20 protein-coding genes and 1 tRNA gene are annotated in these 25,985 nt (G+C 30.7%); 3 read left to right on the plus strand and 18 right to left on the minus strand.

Going from position 1 to position 25,985, the window contains the following annotated elements:
• Positions 1-6: 6 nt before the first annotated feature.
• From ABXT67_RS11685 to ABXT67_RS11770, 18 genes are all read right to left on the minus strand, one after another.
• Positions 7-1,296 carry an McrC family protein gene (locus tag ABXT67_RS11685; RefSeq protein ID WP_415374224.1) on the minus strand — a complete coding sequence of 430 codons (1,290 nt, stop codon included), beginning with the start codon at positions 1,294-1,296 and terminating at the stop codon, positions 7-9.
• 3 nt (positions 1,297-1,299) lie between these two features.
• Positions 1,300-4,239 (minus strand): AAA family ATPase, encoded by a 2,940-nt coding sequence (locus tag ABXT67_RS11690; protein ID WP_415374225.1) that lies wholly within the window; start codon positions 4,237-4,239, stop codon positions 1,300-1,302.
• Between the two features lie 81 nt (positions 4,240-4,320).
• Positions 4,321-5,364, minus strand: coding sequence for a leucine-rich repeat domain-containing protein (locus ABXT67_RS11695; protein ID WP_415374226.1), 1,044 nt, complete (start codon positions 5,362-5,364; stop codon positions 4,321-4,323).
• Entirely contained in the window at positions 5,364-5,522 is a 159-nt protein-coding gene (locus tag ABXT67_RS11700; RefSeq protein WP_415374227.1) for a hypothetical protein, read from the minus strand. Before ABXT67_RS11700 ends, ABXT67_RS11695 begins: the two co-directional genes overlap by 1 nt.
• Before the next feature lie 127 nt (positions 5,523-5,649).
• The gene (locus tag ABXT67_RS11705; protein ID WP_415374228.1) at positions 5,650-9,033 is read right to left on the minus strand and encodes an Eco57I restriction-modification methylase domain-containing protein; all 3,384 of its coding nucleotides are present in this window, start codon (positions 9,031-9,033) and stop codon (positions 5,650-5,652) included.
• Between the two features lies 1 nt (position 9,034).
• A complete protein-coding gene (locus tag ABXT67_RS11710; RefSeq protein ID WP_415374229.1) occupies positions 9,035-9,733 on the minus strand; it encodes a hypothetical protein in 699 nt (232 codons plus the stop codon).
• Entirely contained in the window at positions 9,693-12,323 is a 2,631-nt protein-coding gene (locus tag ABXT67_RS11715; protein WP_415374230.1) for a helicase-related protein, read from the minus strand. The genes ABXT67_RS11710 and ABXT67_RS11715 overlap by 41 nt, the downstream gene beginning before the upstream one ends.
• 170 nt (positions 12,324-12,493) lie before the next feature.
• Positions 12,494-12,652 carry a hypothetical protein gene (locus ABXT67_RS11720; RefSeq protein WP_415374231.1) on the minus strand — a complete coding sequence of 53 codons (159 nt, stop codon included), beginning with the start codon at positions 12,650-12,652 and terminating at the stop codon, positions 12,494-12,496.
• A 340-nt stretch (positions 12,653-12,992) separates the two neighbouring features.
• A complete protein-coding gene (locus tag ABXT67_RS11725) occupies positions 12,993-14,414 on the minus strand; it encodes a hypothetical protein (protein WP_415374232.1) in 1,422 nt (473 codons plus the stop codon).
• 17 nt (positions 14,415-14,431) lie between these two features.
• Positions 14,432-14,833 (minus strand): hypothetical protein, encoded by a 402-nt coding sequence (locus ABXT67_RS11730; RefSeq protein ID WP_415374233.1) that lies wholly within the window; start codon positions 14,831-14,833, stop codon positions 14,432-14,434.
• Positions 14,834-14,924: 91 nt separating this feature from the next.
• On the minus strand, positions 14,925-15,242 hold the full coding sequence (locus tag ABXT67_RS11735; RefSeq protein WP_415374234.1) for a DNA-binding protein: 318 nt from the start codon (positions 15,240-15,242) through the stop codon (positions 14,925-14,927).
• 62 nt (positions 15,243-15,304) lie between these two features.
• Complete coding sequence (locus tag ABXT67_RS11740) at positions 15,305-16,294, minus strand: hypothetical protein (protein ID WP_415374235.1); 990 nt, start codon at positions 16,292-16,294, stop codon at positions 15,305-15,307.
• Between the two features lie 63 nt (positions 16,295-16,357).
• Entirely contained in the window at positions 16,358-17,578 is a 1,221-nt protein-coding gene (locus ABXT67_RS11745) for a site-specific integrase (RefSeq protein ID WP_415374236.1), read from the minus strand.
• 240 nt (positions 17,579-17,818) lie between these two features.
• A tRNA-Ser gene (locus tag ABXT67_RS11750) sits at positions 17,819-17,903 on the minus strand.
• A gap of 151 nt (positions 17,904-18,054) precedes the next feature.
• Entirely contained in the window at positions 18,055-18,945 is an 891-nt protein-coding gene (locus ABXT67_RS11755; protein WP_415374237.1) for a lysophospholipid acyltransferase family protein, read from the minus strand.
• A 59-nt stretch (positions 18,946-19,004) separates the two neighbouring features.
• The gene (locus ABXT67_RS11760) at positions 19,005-19,193 is read right to left on the minus strand and encodes a hypothetical protein (RefSeq protein WP_415374238.1); all 189 of its coding nucleotides are present in this window, start codon (positions 19,191-19,193) and stop codon (positions 19,005-19,007) included.
• A 112-nt stretch (positions 19,194-19,305) separates the two neighbouring features.
• Positions 19,306-19,758, minus strand: a complete 453-nt coding sequence (locus tag ABXT67_RS11765) for a hypothetical protein (protein WP_415374239.1) — start codon at positions 19,756-19,758, stop codon at positions 19,306-19,308.
• Positions 19,759-19,933: 175 nt separating this feature from the next.
• Complete coding sequence (locus tag ABXT67_RS11770; RefSeq protein WP_415374240.1) at positions 19,934-21,328, minus strand: hypothetical protein; 1,395 nt, start codon at positions 21,326-21,328, stop codon at positions 19,934-19,936.
• Positions 21,329-22,085: 757 nt separating this feature from the next.
• Between ABXT67_RS11770 and ABXT67_RS11775 the strand changes: the two genes are divergently transcribed.
• The 3 genes from ABXT67_RS11775 to ABXT67_RS11785 are packed head-to-tail and all read left to right on the plus strand — an operon-like array spanning position 22,086 to position 25,889.
• On the plus strand, positions 22,086-23,198 hold the full coding sequence (locus ABXT67_RS11775; protein WP_415374241.1) for a type 1 glutamine amidotransferase domain-containing protein: 1,113 nt from the start codon (positions 22,086-22,088) through the stop codon (positions 23,196-23,198).
• 9 nt (positions 23,199-23,207) lie between these two features.
• A complete protein-coding gene (locus tag ABXT67_RS11780; RefSeq protein WP_415374242.1) occupies positions 23,208-24,770 on the plus strand; it encodes an amidohydrolase family protein in 1,563 nt (520 codons plus the stop codon).
• A 57-nt stretch (positions 24,771-24,827) separates the two neighbouring features.
• On the plus strand, positions 24,828-25,889 hold the full coding sequence (locus tag ABXT67_RS11785; RefSeq protein ID WP_415374243.1) for a helix-turn-helix domain-containing protein: 1,062 nt from the start codon (positions 24,828-24,830) through the stop codon (positions 25,887-25,889).
• Positions 25,890-25,985 lie beyond the last annotated feature (96 nt).

Raw genomic sequence — 25,985 nt, forward strand, 5'->3', positions numbered from 1 at the left:
CCCTTGTTATATTATTTTTTCAAATATTTCTGTGCCAATATTTAAGTTCAAATAATCATTCTCATCGAGTACATTAATAAACCCAACCTTACATTGATTTGTTCTATCATACTCAATTTTATGCTCTATTTCATGTGGCTTTTCTTCTCTTCCTTTCCAGTAATTTCCAAATCCTTCATTAATTACTTTTGAATTTGGATATAATAGCATGCTTCTCTTGGCATCCCAATATAAATTATAGGCATACATCTGCTTTAAATCATTGTCACTTGGTTTAGGATTGGTCGCATCTAAAACTTTCCATTTTGTATCAATTATAAATGTTTCAGCATTATCCTTATTCTTATTTCGGATAAGTACTAAATCTGGTCTAATAGTTCTTCCCTCCCAGAATACTTGTTTATTTTGGAAACTCACAGTAATATTATCATTTTTAGTTCGTAACAACATTCTGTAGACATACTCTTCCCAAAGTTTATTCATATCAAACAATAGAGTTAACATGTTCTCTTGACCTGACCTAATATCTGGCGAATAGTTTAAGATAATCATCTTTGCAATTTGTAGTGCTCGACTATATGCAACGGTCTTTCTATTCTCTTTAACCTTTTCAAAGTGGTGTTTTTGAATTGGAATTTCTTTTATCTCTGGAAAGTTTGCTTTTAATCTGGCTATCCTATCCTTTAGTTGCGAATTATAGGTTAAAGCGCCAAGAATTGATAGACCTCTTAAAATGATTTGATTAACTAAATTCTCAAAATCATATACCTGATGCACCGTGTAGAATCGCTCTTGGTGAATTAGATTTTGTTGTATGTTTTTATTAAAATCTAATCTCCCTTTTAAAGCAAGAACATTTGAAGAATCCCTTCTATATTGCTTAACTAAACCAGCTCTTAACAAACTTTGTACCTCATCTAGATACATTTCAAAATAAAGGTCTAGAAGAGAATTGTGCTTTCTTTTAAGATTAGCCTCAGATACCGAATTAACGTTTATATGCTTACATATTTTGAGCATGTTGAGCAAAGCACCATGCCATGCTGTAAAGTCAGAATCCTCCACAACATTCTTGTCAGTTTTTGGCAGGATTTCTATAGTTAATCCACCAATCTGTATAACACCTACATAATTTTTAAACTTAACACCATCCCGAATTCCTGTAAAATATACATTGTTGTTTTTGTCGTTAAATTCATATAGTTTATCAAGTTCTCTTGGCTCCAAAGACCTTCCTCTCCAATCCATGTGAAGGGTTAACTTTTCAAACTCAAAAACTTGAATAACTCTAGACATATTTTATTCTTCGTATATAGCTTTAAAATCCCAATCGTCTTGATTTGTTACTTCGTAAACAGAACGCTCCAACAAGTCATTAGCTATTGAAGGGTCATAATCATTTTCTTTAGCAAATTTCACATTAGATTTAGTTCCCTTTGTAATAAAACTTTTACCTAGCACTAAACTTATTTTTCCAAAATCACCGAAGAAGTATTCTTCTAATAGTGGTATTACTTTATCTTTAAAAACATCCTTAAGTCCATTTTCAGAATCAACATTCAAGAAATAGGAATGACCAATTTTATGGTCCTTGTCTATTAGTTTTTCTATTCTATCATTTATTGTTTTAAGGATTTCAACAACATTGATGTCATCAATCATTCCTTGAGCGTTTTTTAATTTTCCTTCTGTTAAAATTAAATCAGGATTTGGCGGCATTTCTCTAAACGAAAAACGTCTTCTGAGAGCGGTATCTAAAGCTTCTATACTTCTGTCTGCAGTATTCATAGTTCCGAGGATATAAACGTTGTGAGGCACCTTAAACTCTTTTTTTGAGTATGGAAGTGTCACACTTAACTCTTCATCCTTGTCTGCACGCTTATCTTTTTCTATTAGTGTAATTAATTCACCAAAAATAGAAGAGACATTTCCTCTATTAATCTCATCAACAATTAATACAAAGTTCTTTGGGTTTTTAGGCAGTTTAAGCGTGTCGATTTTCTTTTCTTTAACAAAGAAATCCTGTTTTATTTCTTTTTTCTCAAGTTTATAAATTGTTTGTTGAGATAAATTTTTATTATAAATTTCTTTTGCTGGGATTCTCTTATCTGTAAATATCCATTCAACTTCTCTAAAATGATTCCAATAGGGGTTGTTTTCAAAAGGAGATTCATCTAAATATTTATAATTGCCAGTAACTTTCCCTATCGCTCTTACATATAAATTGCCATCAGATATAACCACATAATTTCCAATTTTCATGTAATTACTAAAAATATTCATCGCTTGAATTGGGAAAGACTCTAAACTTTTTTCAAGACCAAAAGACCTAATTTCTTTTTCGTTTTTACCAGTAAAATCATGTCCATCTCCAAATCCAATAGTTATGCATGAGTTTTCAATGCAGTAGTCGTAGATATCACTTGCGCTTTCTTTTTGTGTGTTTCCAAGTGACATTTTATAAAAATGTGCTTTATCATACTCATCTTGAGATATAGAAATTAAAGAGTCTGAATCTATAGAAACAGCTTCTAAACTATCATTTGCAAGTCTGCACACTTTTTTAAATATGCCTTCTTGAATATCATATTTTAAGTATGTATCACCTTCTCTAGGTTCGATGGGTTTAATGCCCTCAATAAAATCTTCATAGCTAAAGGATTGATGAAATGTGGTGAATCCAATTTGCCCAATATCTTCATTTTCATTATTTAAGAGTAATAGCCGAAATCGTTCTTTTAAGTTATATCTATTATCTTTATTAAGCTTATAAAATTCTGGGTCAACAATTTTTATAGCTTCATTAATTGTGTGATATGTTTTTCCTGTACCTGGTGGTCCGAAAAATATTTGGTTTAAATCTATTTCTTTATCCATATCTAATGTTGTTAAAATATCACTTCCTTCTGTCTTATTTTCTTTTTCTTTAATTTTTAAAAACTCTATATATGCTCCTACAGCAGCAGAATAGAAGCGTCCCTCTCCATAAGAAGTAGCTTTAGCAAAATGATATTTACCATTTTTTTCTGTTTGATGAAGTTTTAAATCATCATAAAGCTCTCCTAGGGATTTTACATCATTCTCGGTATAAATTTTAATTTTAAAATAACTGATTAAGATGTCAATAGCTCTTATGTAAGCGGATGCTTTTCCGCTTTCAACACCATTTTTGATTAACCATTTATGGAATTTATCTTTCATCGAATCCTGTTCCATAATCCATTTCTTTATATTATTAAGAGTATCACTTATTTCAGGGTTTAGTTCAATAGATTCATCTAAAATACTTAATGCAGTTTCAGGTTTTTTGAGATAACTAAAACCTACTTGACCAACTCGATTAAGCTCTTCTAGATACCCTTTGTCTTTGATGTCATCTATTTTGTTTGGAAGTACAACACTAAAATTTTTATCTGCGATGAGGTTATAAGATTCCTTATCATTAATGTTTGCCACATCCTTTAAAACTTGGGTCTTACCGTAAAAACCAACAATTTTTCCTTGAGAATAAAATATGATAAAGTTATTATTTCCAGATACTTTCGGGGCATTAGTAAACTTTACAAAGCCATATAGCTTGTTTCCTTCATTTCTTGGATTTTCATAATCAAAATTCCAGCTTTCGTGAGGAATATTATCTCCACCAACCCAAGCATGACCACTCATATCCTCACTTACTTCTTTCCAGTCTTTGCTGTTCCATGTGATGTTGGCTATTATAATTTTAAGAGATGAAGCAGACTTAACTTTACTTTTTTTGCTTAAAGTGTTCTTTAGGACCCTTTCAAATTTTGCAACTGGAATTTCCAATTCATCCCTAAGATTCATTTCCTTGATAATACTTTCTATTTGTGGTTTTTGGTTCGTTAAAAACTCTTCTAAACATTCTAATGGCTCATTTGATGTATAATTTTTATAGAAATGTGTTTCTTTAACTTTTTTAAATCCACCAATTGTTCTTACAATATTATTATAGCAAGCTATTACTTGGTCATCTTTTTCTTTTTTAAAGATGATTTCTAGCCTACATTTCGTTTCGCCTTCATCATTAATTTGAAAAATAAAAGAAATGCTTCTTGTTGAGAGATTACCAGCCGTTCTATTTGAAAATCCAACAGCAATATATTCCTCAGTGCCTTGAAACCAATAACCATCATCTAAACGGTTATTTCTGTTTTGCTGCCGTAACCAAAACTTAAGTTTAGGCTTAGTTAATCGTTTTTGAATTAAATAATCCAAAATTTCGTTGCTCCAATCTATAGTGTTTTTTAATTCATTCATTTAATTATCAAAATTAAAATGTATTGCAATTATATTAAATCAAAAATATCTTAGTGACGGGTTAAGTAATTTGTTTTTTAATAATATCAAATCAATTTCCTCTTTAGGAATATTATTGTTGTGACAACTTAGAGATTTTAAGTTTTTTAAGTCAAATAAAGTTTCAATATTTATAATTTTATTATAGGAGCAATATAATGATTGAAGATTCTTTGATTTTCTAAGTGGTTCTAAATCTCTTATTTCATTCTCTCCTATATGCAAAAACTTTAAATTATTCAAATACGATAACGCCCCAATATCTTCAATAAAATTATTATTTAAGTATACAGCTTCTAAACTTGTAATACCTTTTATATCATCAATATTTGAAATACGATTTCCATAAAAGTCTATTGATTTAAGATACTTTCTTTTGGAAATTGATGATAGGTCAGAAATACGATTATAACTAAATGAAATACTCTCTAATTTAAAAAGCCCTCTTAATGCATTAATGTTATCTATTTTATTTCCTCCTAAATTTAATTTTTTGAGATTTTTCAACTTTTTTATAGGCGTTAAATCTGAAATATAACAGTCGGTAATCCATAAAAATTCTAAAGAAAATAAATTTGATAAAGGACTTAAATCAGAAAGTGGATTAGAGCTGCCATATATACGTTTTAAGGAATTTAATTTTTTAAGTGGTTTAATATTATAAATATTACATCTTTCAAATGCAATTTCTTCCAAATCTTTAAAATTGACTATTTTTTTTAAATCACTGATTTTAGTATTTGATATGGCTAACCGTTTTAGTTTAAAATGAGCAATTGGTTTTAAATCTTTAATAGGGAAACCATTGCAACAAAGAATGTCCATTTCTACAATTTCATTAATTATATCTTTATTAATTTTAAAATTTACCTTATCAAAATTTTCTTGAAAGTCCATTTTATAGGTGTCCGTAAGATATGTAAATGCTATTGCCCGACCTCTTTTTTTTTCAAGTCTATTTTTTTTAATTGCATAATTCATCATTAAAATATGTTGCCACATTTCGGATAAATTACTCCACCATATTAGATTGGATTCTTGCATTATTTAAAAACAGTATTTTTTTTTAAAACTTCCAGCCAATAACAAAAAGTTATTTTCTCTAAATAGGCAGATTGCTTAAACCCTTCTGGAAAACCTTTTTCCTTAAAATCATTAATTGCAAGATTAATATGTTCTAAATTAACTTTGTCAAACTTCATGTAATGTAATTTTTTTTTGCGAAGGGGATTATTCTTGCATTTGTTAATGACATTTTTAAAAAGTTATTTAAATTAAAATAGATTAGAATTCTCGTATTACCCATAATACTATCTTTATTATAGCTTGTTAATTATTATCTAATGAAAAGTTAGAATAAATTGATTCATTTATTGTAATGGTTATTTCTGGATAAACCAGTTTTAATTCATTAAATGTTAACTTGTATAATTTAGCCACATACATTTCAGTTTTGATAAATTTAACTCCATGCCCTTCATATGTTTCTTTGGAATTATTAAACTGTTTTGCAAAATCAATTAATTTTAGTTTGTGATGTTTCTCCAGGATTGGGATTGGAATGTTTTTTAACACTTCATTGCCAATATTTAAATAGCCTCCAGACATTTTTAAAGAATGATAAGATATTTTTAAAAAGTAAGAAACAACTTTAGAATTTAATATTGTCAATAACCACATCAATGAATGAGAATTATTGTTTTCATTTAATATAATTGATGTTGATTTACCAGCCAAAAATTCACCATGCTCATCTAAAACCCCCTCAATATCGATTGACATTCCAGCTATAATAATTTTAGGGCTATTTGCTTGTGTTAGCCTAGTTTTATTTATTTCTTCAATATTATTTTTACTAATTACTGGATGTAAATATGCATCCTTAATATATTGAGTGTTTTTAATCCCCCAGAGTGACTGGTACTTGTCGATGGTACCAGTGTTAATTAATTTTTTAAATGATTTAGAAACCGAATTGTTATCAATTAATTTATCCTTGATTAAATATGCTTCGGAAACTGTTGCGGAACCCAAAATTGAATAATTATCAAAATCTCTTAATTGTCTATTTTCTAATAATTTTAAAATTAAACTAACTACATCTTCATTATTAAAGTATTTATCCCATAATAAATCACTTTTAAAAACAGAATAACTAATAGTTTTAGTCGATAAAATATTATATGCCGAATTAATTTTTGAAAGCTTAACGGAGTTGTGAGATGAATTTTTTGATAAATTAATTGTAATAGGATATACGCTTGCTTCTTTAAAAACATTTAATCTTGAATAATCTCGAATATCAAATATTGAATATTTTGACATAAATTCCTTTGATTTCAAGGAATATTTAGCACCTATCAATTTATTTGGAATAATGTATGAAAATACTCCATTATCATTAGTTAGCTTGATGCCTTTCTCAATAAACACAATAAACAAATCCCAATTCCCTTTTGCAGTTTCATATATTGTTTTATAAATTATCCTTTCCTCAGGATTATTATTTGTCATCGTTTCAGAATCAACATAGGGCGGATTGCCAATTACAATATCAAAGCCACCATTATCAAATACTTCTTGAAAAAATAAATGCCATAAAAAGAATGGGCGTTCATTGGAATTAGAAAGTTGGGCTAATTTGTTTTCTTTTTCATCGTATTCTGATAATGTTTTGTTTAGTTTGGATAAAACTTTAGCTCCTTTACTACTAGTTCTTATCTTTTCTTTTTGCTCCCAAGTCCTAGCTGCTGCTTCATCAAGGATTAATTTCTTTTCAAGTTTATTTGCTTTCTTTTTTATTGTTTTTTTAAGTTCAGATAAGGTAAAGTAAATATGATTAAGCACTTGCTCATCAATCCGTTTGTGTAAATCTTTTTTTGTATTCGGGTCATCGGCATTAAAGTACTGGTCCATTAAAGTTTTAATATCTTCAAAATTTAAAGACATAGATACTTTCTTTTTAGCTTCACCACTAAATATATCTATCTGTTCGCTCTCATAAACCGCTTCATAGGCGGAAGCGTCACTTATTTGGCTTAAGTCAATGCCTTCAAAACTCTCTAGCAAGCTATTCCCTTGCATTATTTTATAATCCAAATTAGGTAATGGCAAAGGTTCTATCTCATCTACAACTAATGCTAACCAGAAACGTAACCTTGCAATATCTACAGCTCCACTTTCTATATCTACGCCATAAATGCTATGTTGTATAATGTTCTTTTTAACTAGATGAGGTTGCCATTCTTTATCACTAATGTTCCAAACTCTGGCAACAGAATCTGGTTGTATCCAATACAATGCTTCTATTACATAGTAAATAACATTTAAAATTCCCATTGGGAAGGCTCCTGAGCCTATAGCTGGGTCGCATACTTTAACATCATACAATGCTTTAGCAATAGGTTCTACTAAATCTAAATCAGAAATGTCTTCTGCTAATCGGTTTCTTATTAAATCTTCAATAGCCTGTTTTACTTCGCCAGATACCTCTGTATTTAACTTGGTCGCCAAATATTCGATGAGGCTTTCTTGGCACATATACTGCACAATAACCTTTGGGGTATAAAAGGCTCCTTTATCCTTGTTATCTTCCAGCAAGTTTTCAAAAATATGCCCTAACATTTCTGGGTCAATCCCTACTTCATGGTCATTAGGGTCGTTCTCATCAATAGTGAAATTATATTGACCAAAAAATTCAAATAAGTCTTCAAAATATTGTTTAGGAAAATCTATCTTTTTTGATTCGGCATTATCAGAATCAAATAATCCACCATTAAGATATGGCACTTTAGAATTATTTAATGGTCCTTCTAATTCATCACATGTAAATAGATTATTTTCTCTTTTAGCATTTAAAGTATTATAGAATAGCTCCGCTAAGCAATTACTGTGAAACTGTTCTTTATTATTATATCCCTTATATAGGTTTTGCATGAATTGTTTATCTCCATCTTCCCAAGCAACATTTCCAGCAGTACACCCCAACCAACCTTTCTTTTGTAAAAAATGAAGAAACACGATACGTCCTAAAAGTTTTTTTGTAAAGTTTCTAATCTTAATTTCTTGTTTTTCTTGGTCATTTGCATGAAATACATTTTTATATTCTTCTTTAGAAGCTATGTATTTCCAGAACTTGTCAAACTGTTTCTTGTATTTATCAAAAAATTCTTTTGATAACTGCTCCACAGAGAATGCGTGTTGAATGGCATTAATATCAACATCATCTTTATTTTCACTTAATTTATAAAAACGGTCTGCTGGTGTTTTACAGCTTTCATTTTTACCTAATACATACGTAAACCGTTTTGTATCTGTTTTCTTCTGTACAAAATCACTTTCTTCTTCATCAAACTCCGTACTTCTGGCAGAAAAGGTAAACCGATAGTCATCTGTACCTTGCTCAAAAACAGATAATACACCATGAATTTGTTCTTGGTCTATGTATTTAGATATCTCGTTATTTAATTCAACTCTATTACGCTGTATATTAACAGAATCTGCCAGTAAAAGCTCAAATAAAGCTAGGTTTTTACCATCATTTAACCGTACACTTCCTATTTGACGAAATCTTTTTATTTTATCATTATGTATAGGGAATTCTTTGGGAGATGAAAGAATGGAAACATTTGGGAAAACAAATTGGATTATTTCTTTCCAATTCTCTTGTTTATAAGGTTGACTTAAAAGTTTTTGTAGGTCTCTTTTGTCCATATTATTTATTGTATGAGTAAGATTCTGATATAATGATTTCTGGTTTCATTTTTTCAAATGATTTCACACTAACAATTGGCGAAGCAGAATTAGACTCTTTAATGTCAATTGGGTACTTATTTATAATTCTAATGACAGCATCTAACAAATCGACAGGTCTTATTTTGTCTTTCTTAGCATTACGCTTAAGGGCATTTATTTCTCTTTGTAGCTTTTGAAATTTTGCAATTTTTACAGCTTGTTTAGCAGCTTTTATAGTTTCTCTTTCCTTTTTATTAATAAAGGGAAAACTTAAAAACCCATCAAGATAGGATAGTGCTCTTTTTTCATTAGGACCTTGAGTAGTATCTACCACTTGACCCCTTGCCATTTCTTCTTTTAATTTTTCATCAAAATCATTTACGGCTATTCCTACTTGTTCGTGATGCTTCTCGTGCAAATCAATGCCTTGCTCTGGCTTATCTGCTCTAAACTCTTTAGCAACCTCAACAAAGCCCATTTCTTCTAATTCTTCGTTTCCTTTTACCCAATAAAAAGCATCTCTTCGGTGATTTCTAATAAAACAAATGGTGCTGCCTTTTTTTGTTCTGTCTTTACGACCAACTCTTGCTTTTAGAGGTAGATTTCTAATGCGTCTAAATTCTTCAGGATTTTCTTCTTTAAACTTTCTTAACTCCATGAAGATAAGCCAAACGCTCATCTTTTTCTTCATCAACATCTTTTTCAAAAAGTCCAAAAGATTGAATCTCTTCATCAGGGGAATAAATCTCACTGTCTTCTCCTAAAGCGGAATGGAAGGCTTGGAGTTTCATAATAGCTTTCTTTTCTAATTCGATATCGCTATTAACCTTCGCTGTAGGATAGAAATTGAAAATATGAATGAATGGTGCAACCGAACCGATTCTATTAACCCGTCCAATACGTTGCATTAGTTTAGTAGAGTTCCAAGGCGTATCATAGTTTACTATAACATTCGACCTATGAAGGTTTACACCTTCAGCTAAAACCTCAGTACAGATTATTATTCTATAGTCTGAAAGGTATTGTTCTCTTGGAATATTAGCATCAAAATTTAACTTGATAGTTTCTTTTAGATTATCTCTGTTTGCAGCATGAACCTCCAGAACATCTGTTCTTCCAGCTTTTTTCAATGTATTTGTAATATAAGAAGTTGTTTCTTTTGATTCTGAAAAAACGACTAACTTCTGCTGTGGATTAATCTCTTTGTTTAGCAATTCATCTTCAAGCTTTCTTTTGAACTCATCCAATTTTGGGTCTTCAGTAACTTTAGCCCATCTTTTGTTTAAGCCTTCTACAATTTCATAATCTCTTTTTAACTCTGTTAAGAAATGTGATTCAAAATCTTCAGGAATACAAATTGTTATTGTTGGGTCAGTTTCAATTACATCTGCAATTTTTTCAACCAATTCGTCCTCCCGACCTTCAATAATATATTCATTAACTTTTAAATTTGGAGCTATATATATTGTTCCATCATCAAACATTTTTATCATAGCTGCTGTAGCCTTAGAAAACCTATTTAGAGAGGCTTTAAAGGCATGAAAACTACTATCAATACGTTTAACTAATAACACCTTCATCATGCTTGCTAAGGCTCCAGAGGCAACATCTGCATTTTTATATTTTTGTTTTTTTTCAGGCAGTAAATATTTTATAGCTTGATACCTGTAATATTTTATTCCATCAATGTCATGTGATAGGAGATACATGGTTTCATCATAAAGTTTATCAACCTCATCACTTAACTTATAGAAAAGTTTATTTGGTTTCTTTATATCTGGAAAAACAATCCCTTGTTCAGCGATATCAATTTTATATTGGTCGTGAATTTTTAAGTCAGTTCTAGTTCTTCTAATAGTTAATGGAGCTATGACTTTATTTCTAATTTCTTGATAGATATACTTAACTGATTCCTGAACTTCTGCAATATTTGGATTATCCTTGAGACTTTTATATGCATCAATTTTTCCTCTGAAAAAATGTTGAAGGTTAGATACCTCTAGCGAGGAATCTTTTGCGTCTTGAAATAGATAAATTTGATTAGCAATATCTGATGGTCTATTATTTAAAGGTGTTGCAGAAATGAGCATTACTTTTTTATTTGCTCTACTGCCATCTGGCATTATTTGCTTTGTCTTTGTTTTACAAAGTTTTTGAAGTTCATTATAAGCTTCAGCGGTATCATTTCTAAATTTATGTGCTTCATCAACAATTATTAAATCATACTTTTCAGGGTCTTTTATTTTGTGTAAACTTCCATTAGTGATAATATCATAATTCTTAATTTCAAACTTATCTAAGGTGTCTACCCAATTCTCTTTTAATGCTGGGGGTACTATGATTAGTATTGTTGAAATATGCGAGGGGAATCCGTTAGAGTAGAAAAACTTTTTGGCAATTAATGTTCCCACGACTGTTTTTCCTAGTCCTACTACATCTGCTAGAAAGAAACCATTATGCTTCTTTAGTAATTCATAACCTTGATTCACCGCATCTATTTGGTAAGACAATCGCATAAAGCCTTGAGGAAGGTCTGAAACTGAGTTTGGGTCGAATTCAACACTCTTTCCAAAATATTCTATTAGAAACTTTATATAAACTTCAAAAGGTGTGAAAGTATCGTTGAGGTAAGTGTCCTCTTTAACTTTCTTAATTTCTACAGGTAAAATAGAAATGCCTTCTTCCCAAAGTTTTTCAAATTCCTTTGTCGCAAAAGCTACGTCATCATAAGACTCGAGAATTACATTAAACTCGTAGTTACTACCCTCATATCCACCCAAACCAGAGTCTGTTAGATTTGATGACCCTGTTATAACCTTACCTTGATTGTGTTCATTCCACTTCTCTGGTCTAAAGATGTAGATTTTAGCATGTAGTTTTCTACTTGGATGCGCTTTGATTTCAATTTTCTTTGAAGAAATATCTTCGATAAACTGAAGGATGCCAGATTCTACTTCTTTAGAATACTTTGCAGTTTGTATATCTTCTTTAGCTTCGTTTAAAAACTCTATCAAAGTCTGATTGGCATCACCTTGAAATAATAATCCTTTAGAATTATATTTCGCAATAATTTTATCTACATCAATACCTAATAGTATTCTGATTTTTGGAACATCTTTGAGGAATTCTCTGATTCTGAAATATCCTGATGCTCTAAAGTATCCTACTAAAGCATCAAAATATTCTATGTCCTTATTATTTTCAAAAACTCCTTTAAATTTATTTAAAAGGGTATTGTCACCATCATTTGTAAAAAAGCGTGTGCTCATAAATTTATCTCATCCTAATTCTAAGGTTAATAATTGTGTCTTATTAATTAATTCACGGGGGAGAGCATAAACTTAGGCAATATTGTAGGAAGATTGGCATTTTAAAGAACAAATTCATTATGTTTTTGATTTCAGAAATATATAAAGAATTATTGTTGCTATTATACAATTTACACTCTTGAAGCAGATTCTATTAATAATCTAATTGCAGATGATGCACTACCACCATATTTCGGTTTTTGAGCCAACTTGTTTAATTTTTCTTTAAGTTGAGGTGAGATGCGCATAATAAAGGTCTCAGTGTTTTCGGTTGATGGTAATTTTGCCATGATATTTGATTTGTATATAAATATCAGTAATCTGTATAAACATTGAGAGAATATCAACTAGTTAAGTTAAGGTACCTTTTTGTCAAACTTTAGCCAGTTATTTAAAGTATATACTTTATATAAATGGTCGTTTCCTGTAAGTTTTAGACATTTCCTAGGGACTGGTGTTCAAAAAGAAACTAAATATTCAATTATTTTTTTAACTCTAACAACGTATCCTCTCTTATAATAGAGCTAAAAATAAACTTGTATATACAAGGGGTCGGATGTGTAAAATAATTTTTTGAAAATTTTCAGAGAATTATTTAAGCATTAAACCTCATATTTTTAAATTATCGAACTAACTAACTTTGGATAATAATTGTTGCCAATGTTCAGTTTTAAGACTTGGGTTTAAGCCAAAGTATTTCCCAAGAAGAGTGTTGAACTCTTCTTCTAATATAGCCTTATAAGGTGCTGTAGTGACAATAGAGTCATGTACAGTAAATAATGGCATCTCTGGGTAACTATTGGAAATTACCTTCGTACAATAGTCTAATACGCAGTTAGCTTCAATGTTTTGTAATAAAACTGGAAAGAAATTCTTCACCCTATTAAATTTAATGAATTGCGTTATTCGATATATTTCAGGATAGTGTTTCTTAAATACACTAATGAATTCAGAATGACAGTTCTTAGATGAGAACAAAGATTGAATAACCATATCTTTACTAGCCTTTCTTAAGTCCTCGTACTTTTTATGATTTCTTACCCAAGTTCCTTTTATTTTCTTAGGTAAACTGATGTAACATTGTTCAAATACATCTTTGGATATTAACCCTTCGTTAAATAAAATCTCACCATATTGTTCATAAAACGTACCATCTAATACTTGATTAATGAATGCTTGTAATTCCTTGTTATTAGTAGTGTCACGAAAAACCTGTGACATAATAGAGGTATGTAATATATTATACTCATTTGATAAGAAAATATTTAATCGATTAATACTTGGATTTATTAATTGATTTAATAAAGAAGCATAGATAAATGGTTGAGAATTCTTTATGTCTAATGATATCAATTCTTCTTTATTATATTTAACAAACCTTCTAATGTCTTTAGGTATTGAAGTGAATATAGAATGTAACCTATTATCCAATCCTTCTCTACTATAAGACCAACATTCATTTTCAATTGATTTAATTGAAAAGGTTCTTTTATTCTTCTTATTGAATTCAGAACCCTTCTTATAAGTATCTCTAGTATATTTCAACGCTCCTTTAGAATCTATGGTTAAGAGTTCAGGGTTAAACCACTTGGTTAAATGGGGACATTTTTCATCAGCGGTCTTCATTTTTTTAACCTTAAAAACATTTGCTTCCTTAATGAAGTGGGAGTTGTCTTCCACCCAATGAAATTCTAAGGCATGCTTTCTATAAGCTTCACCCAATCTATATTTTTTGCATGTCTTGTATTCTGTGCTATATGGAACGCATCTCTTATCCAAGAAATCTTCACCTTGAAGGAAATCGATGTATATTTTATAATTATAAATCTTTTTCAATGTGTCACTACATAATGGAATCCAACCGTTTTCGTTCTTTTGGTCTCGATTGATTGGGATATAAAATAATAAGTTCATTATATATGACGCTTTAGCCAAATTTAATTTATCACCATCGGTTGATTGGTTATAAACGGTTATCTCTCTCTTAAGAGCTTCGAATAAACGCTTAGGCAACCAAACTCCAATCTTTTTTTTATTTATATATGTTATCATATTTTTTAATTTTAGGATTATAATAAGAAGAAATCAAAGTCTGATTCAAGTACTTCAACTTGTTTGCCATCAGTACCAAGTGCTTTAATCAATTTAGCTTTCTTTTTTCTTTTGTAATAATTGGCTTCTTTAGCCAATGATGGTAATATTAAATTCTGTTCACCGAATATTTTATACTCAACCCCTTTTTTTGTTGAGAAAACAAGGTCTATTAGAAAGAAATGTAACTTATTGTTTTCATTCTTTTTACCAAGAGAATCACCCTCCATCAAAGTTGTTATTCTTTTAATCTCTTTAACTGCTTTGATTCTGGATTTAAATGGAGTTACTTCCTGAAATTCTTTTTCATAGGAATTAGAAGTTCGTTTTCCTGTTTTATCTGATTCGAAGACACTTAGTTTTATAATATATTTTTCCATTTTAATTTAGTTTTGTGAGCTACATAGATTTTCACCCTGATTAATAATAATGTTAGAAAGTTTTAATTTTTAGTAAGTGGAAATCTCTTATTTAAGAGACTTTTCTATGGAATAAATCCCAGTTGGAGTTCATTTTAAGAACCTCACCAAGTTGCTTAATGGGATAGAGGTACACTTCACCAATCACGGTAAATGGTATAACACCAGATTCCCTATATTTTATTATAGTGTTAGGAGATAGACCAAATTTTATTTTAAGGTCTTTGTTACGGTAGTAACCTACTTTGTTTGTGGGTGTTTTTTTGTTGAGGGTTTTCTCAATAATAACCAGTTTGTTTAAAACTGGATTTAATAGACTTTGAAGTTTGTCTATTGATACTAAAACTAATTGTTTTTCATTATTCATCATAATATGTTTTTTTTATTATGATGTAAAATTACAGCGACAAGCCCTGCATATCTAAGGATTCCCTAGGATTCCCTCCCTGTAATTTCCTCTAATCTCGATTCAAATTTTTCTATTAAGTTTTCTAGTAATTCTATTTCATCATCATTTACTTCCCTATTATTTAAGGCTGTAAATTGTTTCTTAATATCTCCAACTCTAGTTAGATTATTATTGTGCTTGTAATAGATATTTGAACTATTTATAAATGCTTTTAGCTTTGTTTGAGAATTATGTATATTATCAGTATCCGTTTTAATTACTTTTAATTCATGAAGTGTATGAAAGAATATAGCTATATCCTTTTTTGACATGGCGAATTCAAGTTTGACCCCATTAGGATTATTAATGATTTCATCTAATTCAGTTTTATTATCATCTGAAAAGTCTTCTAATTTTTGAATCACAGATAACAAACTATCCAATTTATATGCGATTTCTTTAACCATTTGGATGTGTAATGTTATAATATAAGATAAGTGAGCTTTGGCATATATAGAGTTTAATTCTGATTCTTCAATATTATAATTTTTAACTAGCAAAACATTGAGTTCTTCTTGTTTCAAAGATTCATCAAAACCTATATCAAAAAAGCCTTTAATAATTTCAAGAATATATTCTGCTCTATCGTCAAATTGGTTTGTGGGATTGGGTAGTTTTAATATTAAAGCCTCTTTTAGAGGAGCCACCTTTGGGAAAACGATTTCAGCATCCCAGTTATGCCTAGAATAATCAAGTGAAGAGTAGTCTTCATAATTAAACTTAGTAAGTTCCTCATAAGTATTAATTACATCTTGATAAATAACACTTAAAAATTTGAGATGGTTGTTTGCATCATAATTAATATTCTTATCAAGTAGCTTTTCTATTTTTTTAAGTTGTTTAGAAAAGTAGTTAGGCTGTAAATCTGTAACCCATTTGTTATTGTATCTATAATTTTCAACAGATAGATTAAATGTTATGTTTAAAGCAATTGACTTACTTATTAAATCATTCAGTTTAGCTAATTGTTGCATGAGAATATTTTAAATTAAAAAAAGCCCTAGTTAAAGGGCTTCTAAATTAAATAAATTATTGGACTAAGCGAATTTTAGACTTAATTTATCCATATCTTTTTTCACATTTGAATCTAAAACTTTAGCATAATGCTGGGTCATTTTTATGCTAGTATGCCCCATCATTTTGGAAACGTTTTCTATACCTACACCATTACCTAGAGTAACTGTTGTAGCAAAAGTATGTCTGGCTACATAATGTGTGAGCTTCTTGTCTATTTGACATAAATCGCCTATTTCTTTCAGATATTCGTTCACCTTCTGATTACTAATTTTTGGAAGGAGTCTCTCACCACCTAGATTTGAGTATTTATCAATAATTCTTTTTACAGTTGGTAAGATTGGAACATTAGTTGGAATATTAGTTTTTGCTCGATTAGTTTTCAACCATAGGGTACCTTCAGAATCCTTTATTACATTTTTCTTAGTTAAGTTTTGAACATCAATAGGAGCGTAACTGGTGTAACAAGAAAAAAGAAAGATATCTCTGACTCTATTTAATCTTCCTGTATGAAAGACTTTATTTTGAATCCTCTCAAGTTCATCTTTAGTAAGAAACACAGCTTCTTTAATATCAAGTTTTTCATCGTAAGCTAAAAATGGATTGGTAGTAATTATATTGCGTTTAATTCCATAATAACAAACTGTTTTGAAACATTGGAAGTACTTTACCACTGAATTATGGCTTATACCAACTTTGTAATTAAAAGATGATTCATATTTAAGGAAAGATTCGAGATTGTAAACAAATTGATTGTCAATATCACTTATACTGAAAGACGTTTTTCCATGTTTCTTATTTATATAGTTACATAATAAATCTTTAGCTCTACTATACTTTTGTAAAGAAGCTTTAGAGCGTTCACCAGCTTCAAATTTCTTTTTAAAGTATTCGTTATGCTTTTTAAATAGTGTGAGAATATCAATATCTCCTAGTTTCATATACTTACCATTAAGTCTATTCTTAATATCAGATAATGTAGCGTCTGGATTGATTCGAGAAAGTTCAAAGTAAATAGATTCAATTTTATTCTCCAGCACATCAATAGCGGTCTTACAGTTCTTTTCAGTATTCAAACGGAGCTTATTCCTTAGCTTATTGGTAAAATCCCACCTCTCTTTACAGATATTTTTACCTGTACTCAACGTTGTTGTCTTACCCAGTAACTTAATTTTAGCATAAATAGGTGATTCACCGTTGCTGTTTTGTTTGTCTGTTTTTAAATAGAAAAATGTTTTAATCATAGTTTTACTAATTTAATGTTAGCTAAAATTATCAGTAAAACAGGATGTTAGCTAGGGATTCCCTAGGATTCCCTCAAGAAATAGTTACCCTTATTATCACAAAATGTAAGGGTAACCTATAGGGTAACTTAACTTTGATATATAATGTGTATTATGATTATATATAAAAAACAAAAAACCCTCTAAACATAATGTTTAAAGGGTTTTGACTTTTTAAGTGTCAAATGACTACTTAATCAGCGGAGAGTAAGGGATTCGAACCCCTGGAGGTGTGACCCTCAACAGTTTTCAAGACTGCCGCATTCGACCACTCTGCCAACTCTCCTATAATTGCAGTGTCAAGTATTCCTTGATTGCGGATGCAAATATACTATCCTTTTTTAAAATTCAAATGATATTTATAGATTTTTTGAGCCTGTTTTATTTAGTCTAAAAAGATACATTACAGATGTGAGTTTTAAGACTCTTAAGGGCTCTTAATCTTCATCAAGCCCCTTAATAAACTTGAATCTCTTATGTGTCCAGAAGTAAAATTCAGGTGCTATTTCTATTTGTTTTTGAAGTAAATTTGCGAACTTATCAGTAAGCTCAAAGTCTTTGTAATCATTGGGGTTTTCAGTTATGACTGTAAATGTTGCTTCGTAGTACCCTCGCTTTACTTTTGTAACTCCTAAAAAAACCAATGGTAGATTGTGTTCTTTTGCTATCGATTCAACACCAATAAAAAATGGAGTCTTTACACTAAAAAAAGGAGCCCAATGTTTATTTCTGTCATTTGAAGGAGACTGGTCCATAATAAAACCAAACATTGCAGCCCGCTTTTGTTTCTCCTTTAGTACTTCAGCAATTTTTGCCTTTGCCTCTTTATTTATTACGAGCGTCGTTTTCCACTTGCCACGAATGTCACGCATCATTTTATCAAAATACTTGTTTTTAATCTTTTTATAAATTGCGTAGCCATTATTATCATAATATGTGTTCATTGATAGGATCCACTCATAACTTGCATAATGACCTAAACAAAGAATCATATCTCTATTATTATTTAAATACTGTCCGGCCACGTCCATATTTTTAAAGACATATCGTTTGTTCATTTCGGCCTCTGAAATTCCCATCGTTTTAATCATCTCAATGAATAAATCACAGAAATGGTGATAGAATTTTTTTTCTATCGTCTTGAGTTTTTCTTCGGAAATATCTGGGTACGCAATCTTAATATTTTTTCGGACTACCGCTTTTCTATAACCAATAATACGATAGGTCAGCACATAAAGAACATCTGAAAAAAAGTACAAGACCCTAAGTGGAAATCTCGATAGCACCCAAATCAAAGGATACACTAAAATAAAAATGAATAACTGCATAAAAGTATAATATCAAACGAGACAAATATAGACAACTACAAGTGAATTCTGAATAAAACTTACCGGGCTAGATTCACTTTTTCATCTCGCGCTGCTAAGTCCACAATAGTTTCCTTTAGAATAAAGCAGCTAAAGTCTATCGTATCTGGAGTTTTTGTAATTCCAGGCGATACTCCAGAAAACTCTTGTGAAAGTGAACTGGTTATTGCTACTGCTATAAAGAGTATTGTAGTTATTATTGTTTTCATATTTGTTAAATTTTAGACACAAGCGTCTTAGCCAAATATTATTTAGCCTTATTGTATTGAAAAAAAATGGTGTTTTTAATTTGTCAACGGAAGCTGTTTCCTGTAGCGTTGACTATAGCATGTTTCCAGCAGCTTTAACCTGAGCATCTTTGTTGCGGCCTATAATTGAACCCAGTACCATCCCGCCAATTAAACCTAAAGAAATACCCAATGATTTTTCTAAATTAGATAGAATAGCAACTCCAAATACCAAACCGAATGACAGTCCTAAACCGCCATATAAGTTCGTATAATACCTTTTAGGAGTTAGCGACAATGAGTCTTTTAAGTACTTTTCGAATTCTGTGAGTGCTTTCTTAAAGTATTTTTTTCTGTTGGTAGGACTTGATTTTAAATGTAAACGATCAAGCGCTGTTTCAATGGATTGCATTTCATCTTTTGAGAATGCTCTATTTTTCAATCTGCTTAGCAGAGGAAGGAATTTTTCATACACCTTGACTTCAGGTTTATTAATTGTTTCGGTCTTCAAACTTTCAAAAAAGTTATACGCTTCTTGTAGTGTCATAATTTGAGTGTTTTATTGGTTAGTGGTGAGAAATACAATTTATTACAGTTGCGTCTACTTTATTTGTGTAATCTTTATTGGTTTTGGATCGTTATTGGCTTATTTAAGAGGAAATCTTGATGAGAATTGGTCAATAGAATAAAAAATAAAACACATCAATTTATTTCCAAATGAATTATTCTTTGGGATATTTGCTAATATCCTTATGCTGCCAAATAAGATTAATAACACTCCAACTGCCATCGAGTTTTATCAATTGTAAATATTCTATCCAATTATCAGACACTAGCTTTACTGTAGAGATTCTGTTATAAATATCAAGAATTATTACTTGGTTGTTCGGTTTTAGCGGGAATTTAGTGTTCGATTTGTTCCACGAGGTCGCAAATTTTATCATTTGTTCTTTAGAAGTTGCTTGAGCAAATTCCTTTTTAGTATTCCTGTCCCAACCTATGGTTATTTTATTTAAACTATCATTCATTACTTCTGTCATTAGGTTTGGATTTAAATCTTGTAAAGCAATTAAATAACCCAATGAGATTCTTTTAATTTCTGTAGAATCTGTTTTAGTGGCTTTTGAGGCTATCGCTATAGTTGTGTTTGAAGGAACTTCTCTTTTTCGAATTCTTTTTTTGTTTGTGTCAAACTGCTCAAGACCAATTTGATTTCCAATGGTATCATATTTCTTTTCACCATAAGCAAAACCCCACTGATTCATCACCAATTCATCTTTTGCATTATGGTAACTATACGTGGAATGATTTCCATTAATATCAAATATATCTTGATATGATGCGGTGCCTTTATCATTTTCAATAACTTTTAAATTTTCGTCTAAATTATAATGAGCTTTAGCAACTCCATTATTGTCTAATAAAATACCAGTGGTGCCAAATTTAAAGTAGGGTGATAATGAGATCGCTTCATTATTTAGATTAAACCGCTTTTCAATAATTAACTTCTTGTGTTTGTTCCATTGGTATTTGGCTATTTCCCAATTAGACTCCATTGGTTTATTTTCTGCATCAAAAAACTGAAGTTTAGTTTTAAATCCTTTATCATTATAGGTATAAACTTCTTTATAAACATCTCTGTCATTTGTAATGGGTTTCCTGTTTTTATCAAAAAACGTTCTAATTTCTTGACCTTGGGGATACCTAATTAGTACTTTGTAAACTCCTAAAGAAGCTAAAGGATGTTGTCTTTCTGTATGGTAATGGTTATTTATAATTTCTATTATTCTATTTACAGTATCATATTTAAAAATATAATGCGAAGTTGATTCTGCCAATTCACTATCTATTGGATAGGTTCCCGCTAAATCTATATATGGCGATACGTGGTTATATCGTAGGTGCCTAAAAAATTCGGGATTAGAAATGTTTTGAGCAAAAGATGATGAGCTGATTAGTAGTACTATAAGTAGCTTTAATGTTTTCATAATTAAGTTAAAATAGTTTAAGAGGTTTGCTAAAGTATCGGTCTTATAATGGTCACCCATTGGGATTTCTATGTCTCCAATTTCAATATCGTGTATAGTGTTCGCTGTAATATTTTGTTTATGCTCCATATAGGAGTAATGTATTCTCAAAAAACGAGTATCTAATTTTTTCCTAAACCAGTTATGCCATTTTTAAGCATTTAAGTGGATGCATCTTTAAGATGAATTCTACGATAGTCTTTTATACTTTCTATATAATTTACAGTGTCTAGCAATACCGTTATATTCTTTTTATTGCATTGAATATATAAATGCTTCTTTTTAAATTATTCTTGAAGGTAGCTCAATTTTAGGTTTTACGCTATCTAAAAACAGCAAATCAATAGTTTCGTTTTGTAAAACTGACTGCGCATCTATAGCAGATGCGCAAGAGGCCACAACCTTAAAATCATCTATGAGATATTTGTGTTTCAATAAGTTCTCTCGCCAAGTCTTTATCATCAATAATGAGGCAGTTACAAATCATTAGAGGTTAGTTTTAAGCTTACTAAATAGGCATTGCTCTTATCTCCAAATAGCTAAAACATAGGTTTTAGGGTATGTTAAATCGATTTGTTACTTTATGTTTTGTAAACCAATAGCATCGCGGTCCTTAGTGAAAATAGGCACATAATTACTAGGCTTAGTGTCTGTAATGCGAATGATTATAATTCTTGAATTACCCACAGTTACGTATGTCAATCTTGGCTTTATGCTTTCTTTCTTATTATATTGAGCATTTTCCCTGATAGTTAAATCATCTTTTACTCTGACGAAATGATCATTTCGTCAGTTTTTATGGGCTTCTTTAGGGTACTTCGCTGCATAATAATAAATTAAAAATGTTATGCTTAAAAAATATCCTAAACTTAAATGGGGACTAATCTCGGTAGTAAGTTTAATTATAGTCGTTATTTCTTTTGGAATATGGTTTGTGAGTTTACTTCCCACAGGCGAAATGGAAGAAAGGTATAAAACACTAGAAACAAGTTCCATTGATACTATTCCCTATTTATTTGAGGATGTTATCCCCAAACGCGGAAAAATATTAGCCGTTGTTACCAGCACAAATACTATGGGAAGCAGCGGTAAAAGCACCGGATATGAATTAACAGAGTTGTCACGTGCCTATTATGTTTTTAAGGCGAATGGTTTTGAGGTAGCTATTGCAAGCCCATTAGGGGGTAAACCTCCAGTTGTTATTGACGACGATGACATGGGAAAGTTCGATCACGCGTTTTTAAACGATTCCATTGCACAATATAAAACAAGCCATACGATTGCTATGAAAGATGTGGTTGCTGAAGAGTATCAAGCGGTGTTTTTTGTTGGAGGAAAAGGCGCCATGTTCGATTTTCCAGACAATAAAGCCATCCAATCTTTAGTGCGTGATTATTATCAATCTGGTAAGGTTATCGGTGCAGTTTGCCATGGACCAGCAGCATTGGTAAATGTAACCTTGGATACCGGACGTCCCCTCATTGAAAACAAAAAAGTAAGTGGTTTTACAAACAAAGAAGAATTATTTTTAATCCCTGATGCAAAAACAATATTTCCTTTTCTTTTACAGGATAAATTGGCTGCTCAAGGAGCTCAATTTAATGAAGGCGCAATGTATTTGGAGAAAATTAGCCAGGATAAAAACTTGGTAACCGGACAAAACCCTTGGTCTACTTGGCTATTGGCAGAAACTATGATTACTCAATTAGGATATACCCCAAAGTATAGACAAATTACTGCAGAAGAAAATGCTGTAAAAGTTTTGGAGGTTTATGAAAATCAAGGTCTTAAGAAAGCGAAGGCATTAATTGAGACCATGGCATCTCAAGAGAACACCCCAATGGCTAGAGATTTCATTGCCTCACACAGTATAATAGCTGCAATGCAAGGAGATATTGGACGCTTTTTTAGTCTGATTGGGTTGGTTTCTTACGCAAAAAGTAAATCTAATAATGACTAACTTTTTAAGATGAAAAAAATATCCACTAAAATTCTCAAAGGATTTTCCCTTTTTGTAGGACTGCTCTTGGTGGTAACTATAACTGCTGTTTTATGGCCTTTTCCAACAATAGAGGCTTCAAAAAAGCATCCGGTTATCTTAATAAAATCGATCACTATAATCGACGTTAAAACTGGAAATACCATAAAGAAAAGAGACGTTTTAATCGAAGGGAATACCATCACATCAATAGACACCACAGGAATTATAAAAGTACCAAAATCTACTTTTGTGGTTAATGGAGAAGGGAAGTATCTTATTCCTGGTTTATGGGATATGCACACACATTCTAATCACCATTCTCCTTGGTTACATCATCCATTATACATAGCAAATGGTGTTACTGGAATTAGAGATATGTCTGGGACTTTAGATAAAAAAGATAGTTATTGGGTGGGGAGCAATGAGCGTTTGGAGTGGAATAAAGAGTTGCTAAAGAATAAAAGAATTTCACCAAGATATATTTTGCAAAGCAGTTATCAAATAGATGGAAAATCTTCTGTGCCAAATGACTCTCCATCATTTTTCAAATTAGAAAGCGCAAGTGATGTCGTGGAATTTTTAAATTTTTACAAAAAAGAAGATGTTGATTTTATTAAGGTGTATCAGCAAATAAAACCAAGTTCATATAGAAAATTAGCTCTTGAAGCACCTCTATACGGAATACATTTAGCGGGACATAAACCCATGTTTTTAAGTTTAGAAGAAGCCATCAATCTTGGACAGAAAAGCTTTGAACACGGACGTATATTTATGTTTGAATCTTTCCCCAAAGCAGACAGTTTAAAAAACCCTGAGCACTGGAAAGAGTTCTATTCTAAATCAAAAAAATCTATTATTTCAAATTATGATGAAAGTATCGCAATGCGATTGATGGAATTAATGAAAGAAAAAAATGCCTATTGGACACCAACTTTACAAACATTAAAATTTGAGGCAAATGCTCATAAAGAACAATTTTTAGACAACTCAAACCTTACATATGTAACACAAATAAGAAAGAAATTGTGGTGGGGAATTGATGCTAAAAACAATAAAAAAAGAAATCTATCAACGGAAGGAAAAGGGGTGAGCAATGGTTTCTATCAGGCTTTAAAAAAACAAGTGAAACAAGCAAATGATATTGGAGTTCCAATTATGACAGGTACAGATGCAACAGATAGTTATACGTTTGCAGGCTTTAGTGTACACGATGAATTAAACGATTTAACAGAGAGCGGATTATCAAATTTAGAGGCATTGAAAACAGCAACGATAGTTCCTGCCAGATTTGCTAATTTACAAGCCAGTTATGGCTCTGTAGAAGTAGGGAAAATGGCAGATTTAATTATTCTTGATGCGAACCCTCTAGAAAATATTAACAACACTAAAAAGATACATGCCGTGTTGTTGAACGGTGTTTTATATGATTCTAAAAAAATTAGTGCGCTAAAAGATTTTACAAATGCTATAGCGTCTAGTTTCCATATGAATGTAAAAGTCCTCAAAAGTTTTGTGAGTAGTCCCTTGGTTAGAGTTCAATTTGCTGATTAAAAATTATTTATCACTACTTTTTTTAGTAAAATTCTTAAATTTGATAAAAATACTTTATTGAGTTTTTTAGATATACTTCTTATAATTGTTAGTAGCGCAGGGCTTTTGCATGGATTATTATTTGCTTTGTATTTATGTTTCTTTAAAAAGAAAAAAACAGCAACCAATCTTTTATTAGGATTGATTTTATTCTTTATGGCTTTCAGAATAGGGAAATCTGTAATGATGAATTTTGGTGATGATTTAGAACCTGTATTTATTTTTGCAGGATTGGCTACTATGTTATTTATTGGGCCATTACTAAGATGGTATATATTAGGAATGACCCGTCCTGATTTTAAGTTGCCAAAAAAAAAGACAGCAGAATTAATTCCATTTTTTTTAATTTTTGTTTCAAGTCTATTTATCACAAGGGAATGGTTTGATGACAATAATAGGATGGCTATCGCACTATTTGCAAGTGCGCTAATTTTTATCTACCTACATTTTGCTTTTTATATTTTTATATCCTGGAAAACGATGCAAAATAAAAAAATGAACTATCAAAAAGCGATACAGACAAAATCACAAAAAGCAATATTTGATTGGTTACACTTGCTAATTATAGGCTTTGTGATTATTTGGATTTCCTATGTTCTAAATCTTTTAGATAACGAAGTCCCTTATATTATCGGTCCGATTATGTATTCTTTAGCGATCTATTTTTTAAGCTACAAAGCATTTCAACTGAAAACAACAGAGATTGACGGAGAAGCTTTTAAAGAGAATGATAATACAGCGTTATTTAGTGAAATAGCTACATTAATTATAAACGAAAAATTATATCTCGAGCCTGATTTTTCACTCTCAAAACTAGCAAAATTGATGGGGCAGAGTACACAAAAAGCATCTTCGGTTATTAATCAATACGCGAAACGAAACTTTAATGATTTTATTAATTATTATCGAATTCAAGATGCGAAAGAACTACTTTCCAACACCGAAGGTGAAAAATTCACAATTTCTTCAATAGCCTATGATACAGGGTTTAGCAGCCTTTCTTCTTTTAATAGTGCCTTTAAAAAGTTTGAGGGTAGCACCCCTTCTACTTTTAGAAAAAGTCAAATTCAAACTGACTAAATTATCATTAAAGCATAGATAGTATCTGCTTTCAAGTTTTTTTTGTGTCGTATTGGTGACGTCTAATTACACCAAAAAATGAAAACATTATTTAAA

The sequence above is a fragment of the Patiriisocius sp. Uisw_017 genome, from assembly GCF_047731265.1.
Classification (GTDB): domain Bacteria; phylum Bacteroidota; class Bacteroidia; order Flavobacteriales; family Flavobacteriaceae; genus Patiriisocius.

Coding starts and splice junctions, on each gene's coding strand:
- ABXT67_RS11685 (WP_415374224.1), bottom strand. CDS start 1,296: ATGTCTAGAGTTATTCAAGTTTTTGAGTTTGAAAAGTTAACCCTTCAC.
- ABXT67_RS11695 (WP_415374226.1), bottom strand. CDS start 5,364: ATGCAAGAATCCAATCTAATATGGTGGAGTAATTTATCCGAAATGTGG.
- ABXT67_RS11700 (WP_415374227.1), bottom strand. CDS start 5,522: ATGAAGTTTGACAAAGTTAATTTAGAACATATTAATCTTGCAATTAAT.
- ABXT67_RS11705 (WP_415374228.1), bottom strand. CDS start 9,033: ATGGACAAAAGAGACCTACAAAAACTTTTAAGTCAACCTTATAAACAA.
- ABXT67_RS11710 (WP_415374229.1), bottom strand. CDS start 9,733: ATGAGCGTTTGGCTTATCTTCATGGAGTTAAGAAAGTTTAAAGAAGAA.
- ABXT67_RS11715 (WP_415374230.1), bottom strand. CDS start 12,323: ATGAGCACACGCTTTTTTACAAATGATGGTGACAATACCCTTTTAAAT.
- ABXT67_RS11720 (WP_415374231.1), bottom strand. CDS start 12,652: ATGGCAAAATTACCATCAACCGAAAACACTGAGACCTTTATTATGCGC.
- ABXT67_RS11725 (WP_415374232.1), bottom strand. CDS start 14,414: ATGATAACATATATAAATAAAAAAAAGATTGGAGTTTGGTTGCCTAAG.
- ABXT67_RS11730 (WP_415374233.1), bottom strand. CDS start 14,833: ATGGAAAAATATATTATAAAACTAAGTGTCTTCGAATCAGATAAAACA.
- ABXT67_RS11735 (WP_415374234.1), bottom strand. CDS start 15,242: ATGATGAATAATGAAAAACAATTAGTTTTAGTATCAATAGACAAACTT.
- ABXT67_RS11740 (WP_415374235.1), bottom strand. CDS start 16,294: ATGCAACAATTAGCTAAACTGAATGATTTAATAAGTAAGTCAATTGCT.
- ABXT67_RS11745 (WP_415374236.1), bottom strand. CDS start 17,578: ATGATTAAAACATTTTTCTATTTAAAAACAGACAAACAAAACAGCAAC.
- ABXT67_RS11755 (WP_415374237.1), bottom strand. CDS start 18,945: ATGCAGTTATTCATTTTTATTTTAGTGTATCCTTTGATTTGGGTGCTA.
- ABXT67_RS11760 (WP_415374238.1), bottom strand. CDS start 19,193: ATGAAAACAATAATAACTACAATACTCTTTATAGCAGTAGCAATAACC.
- ABXT67_RS11765 (WP_415374239.1), bottom strand. CDS start 19,758: ATGACACTACAAGAAGCGTATAACTTTTTTGAAAGTTTGAAGACCGAA.
- ABXT67_RS11770 (WP_415374240.1), bottom strand. CDS start 21,328: ATGGAGCATAAACAAAATATTACAGCGAACACTATACACGATATTGAA.
- ABXT67_RS11775 (WP_415374241.1), top strand. CDS start 22,086: ATGCTTAAAAAATATCCTAAACTTAAATGGGGACTAATCTCGGTAGTA.
- ABXT67_RS11780 (WP_415374242.1), top strand. CDS start 23,208: ATGAAAAAAATATCCACTAAAATTCTCAAAGGATTTTCCCTTTTTGTA.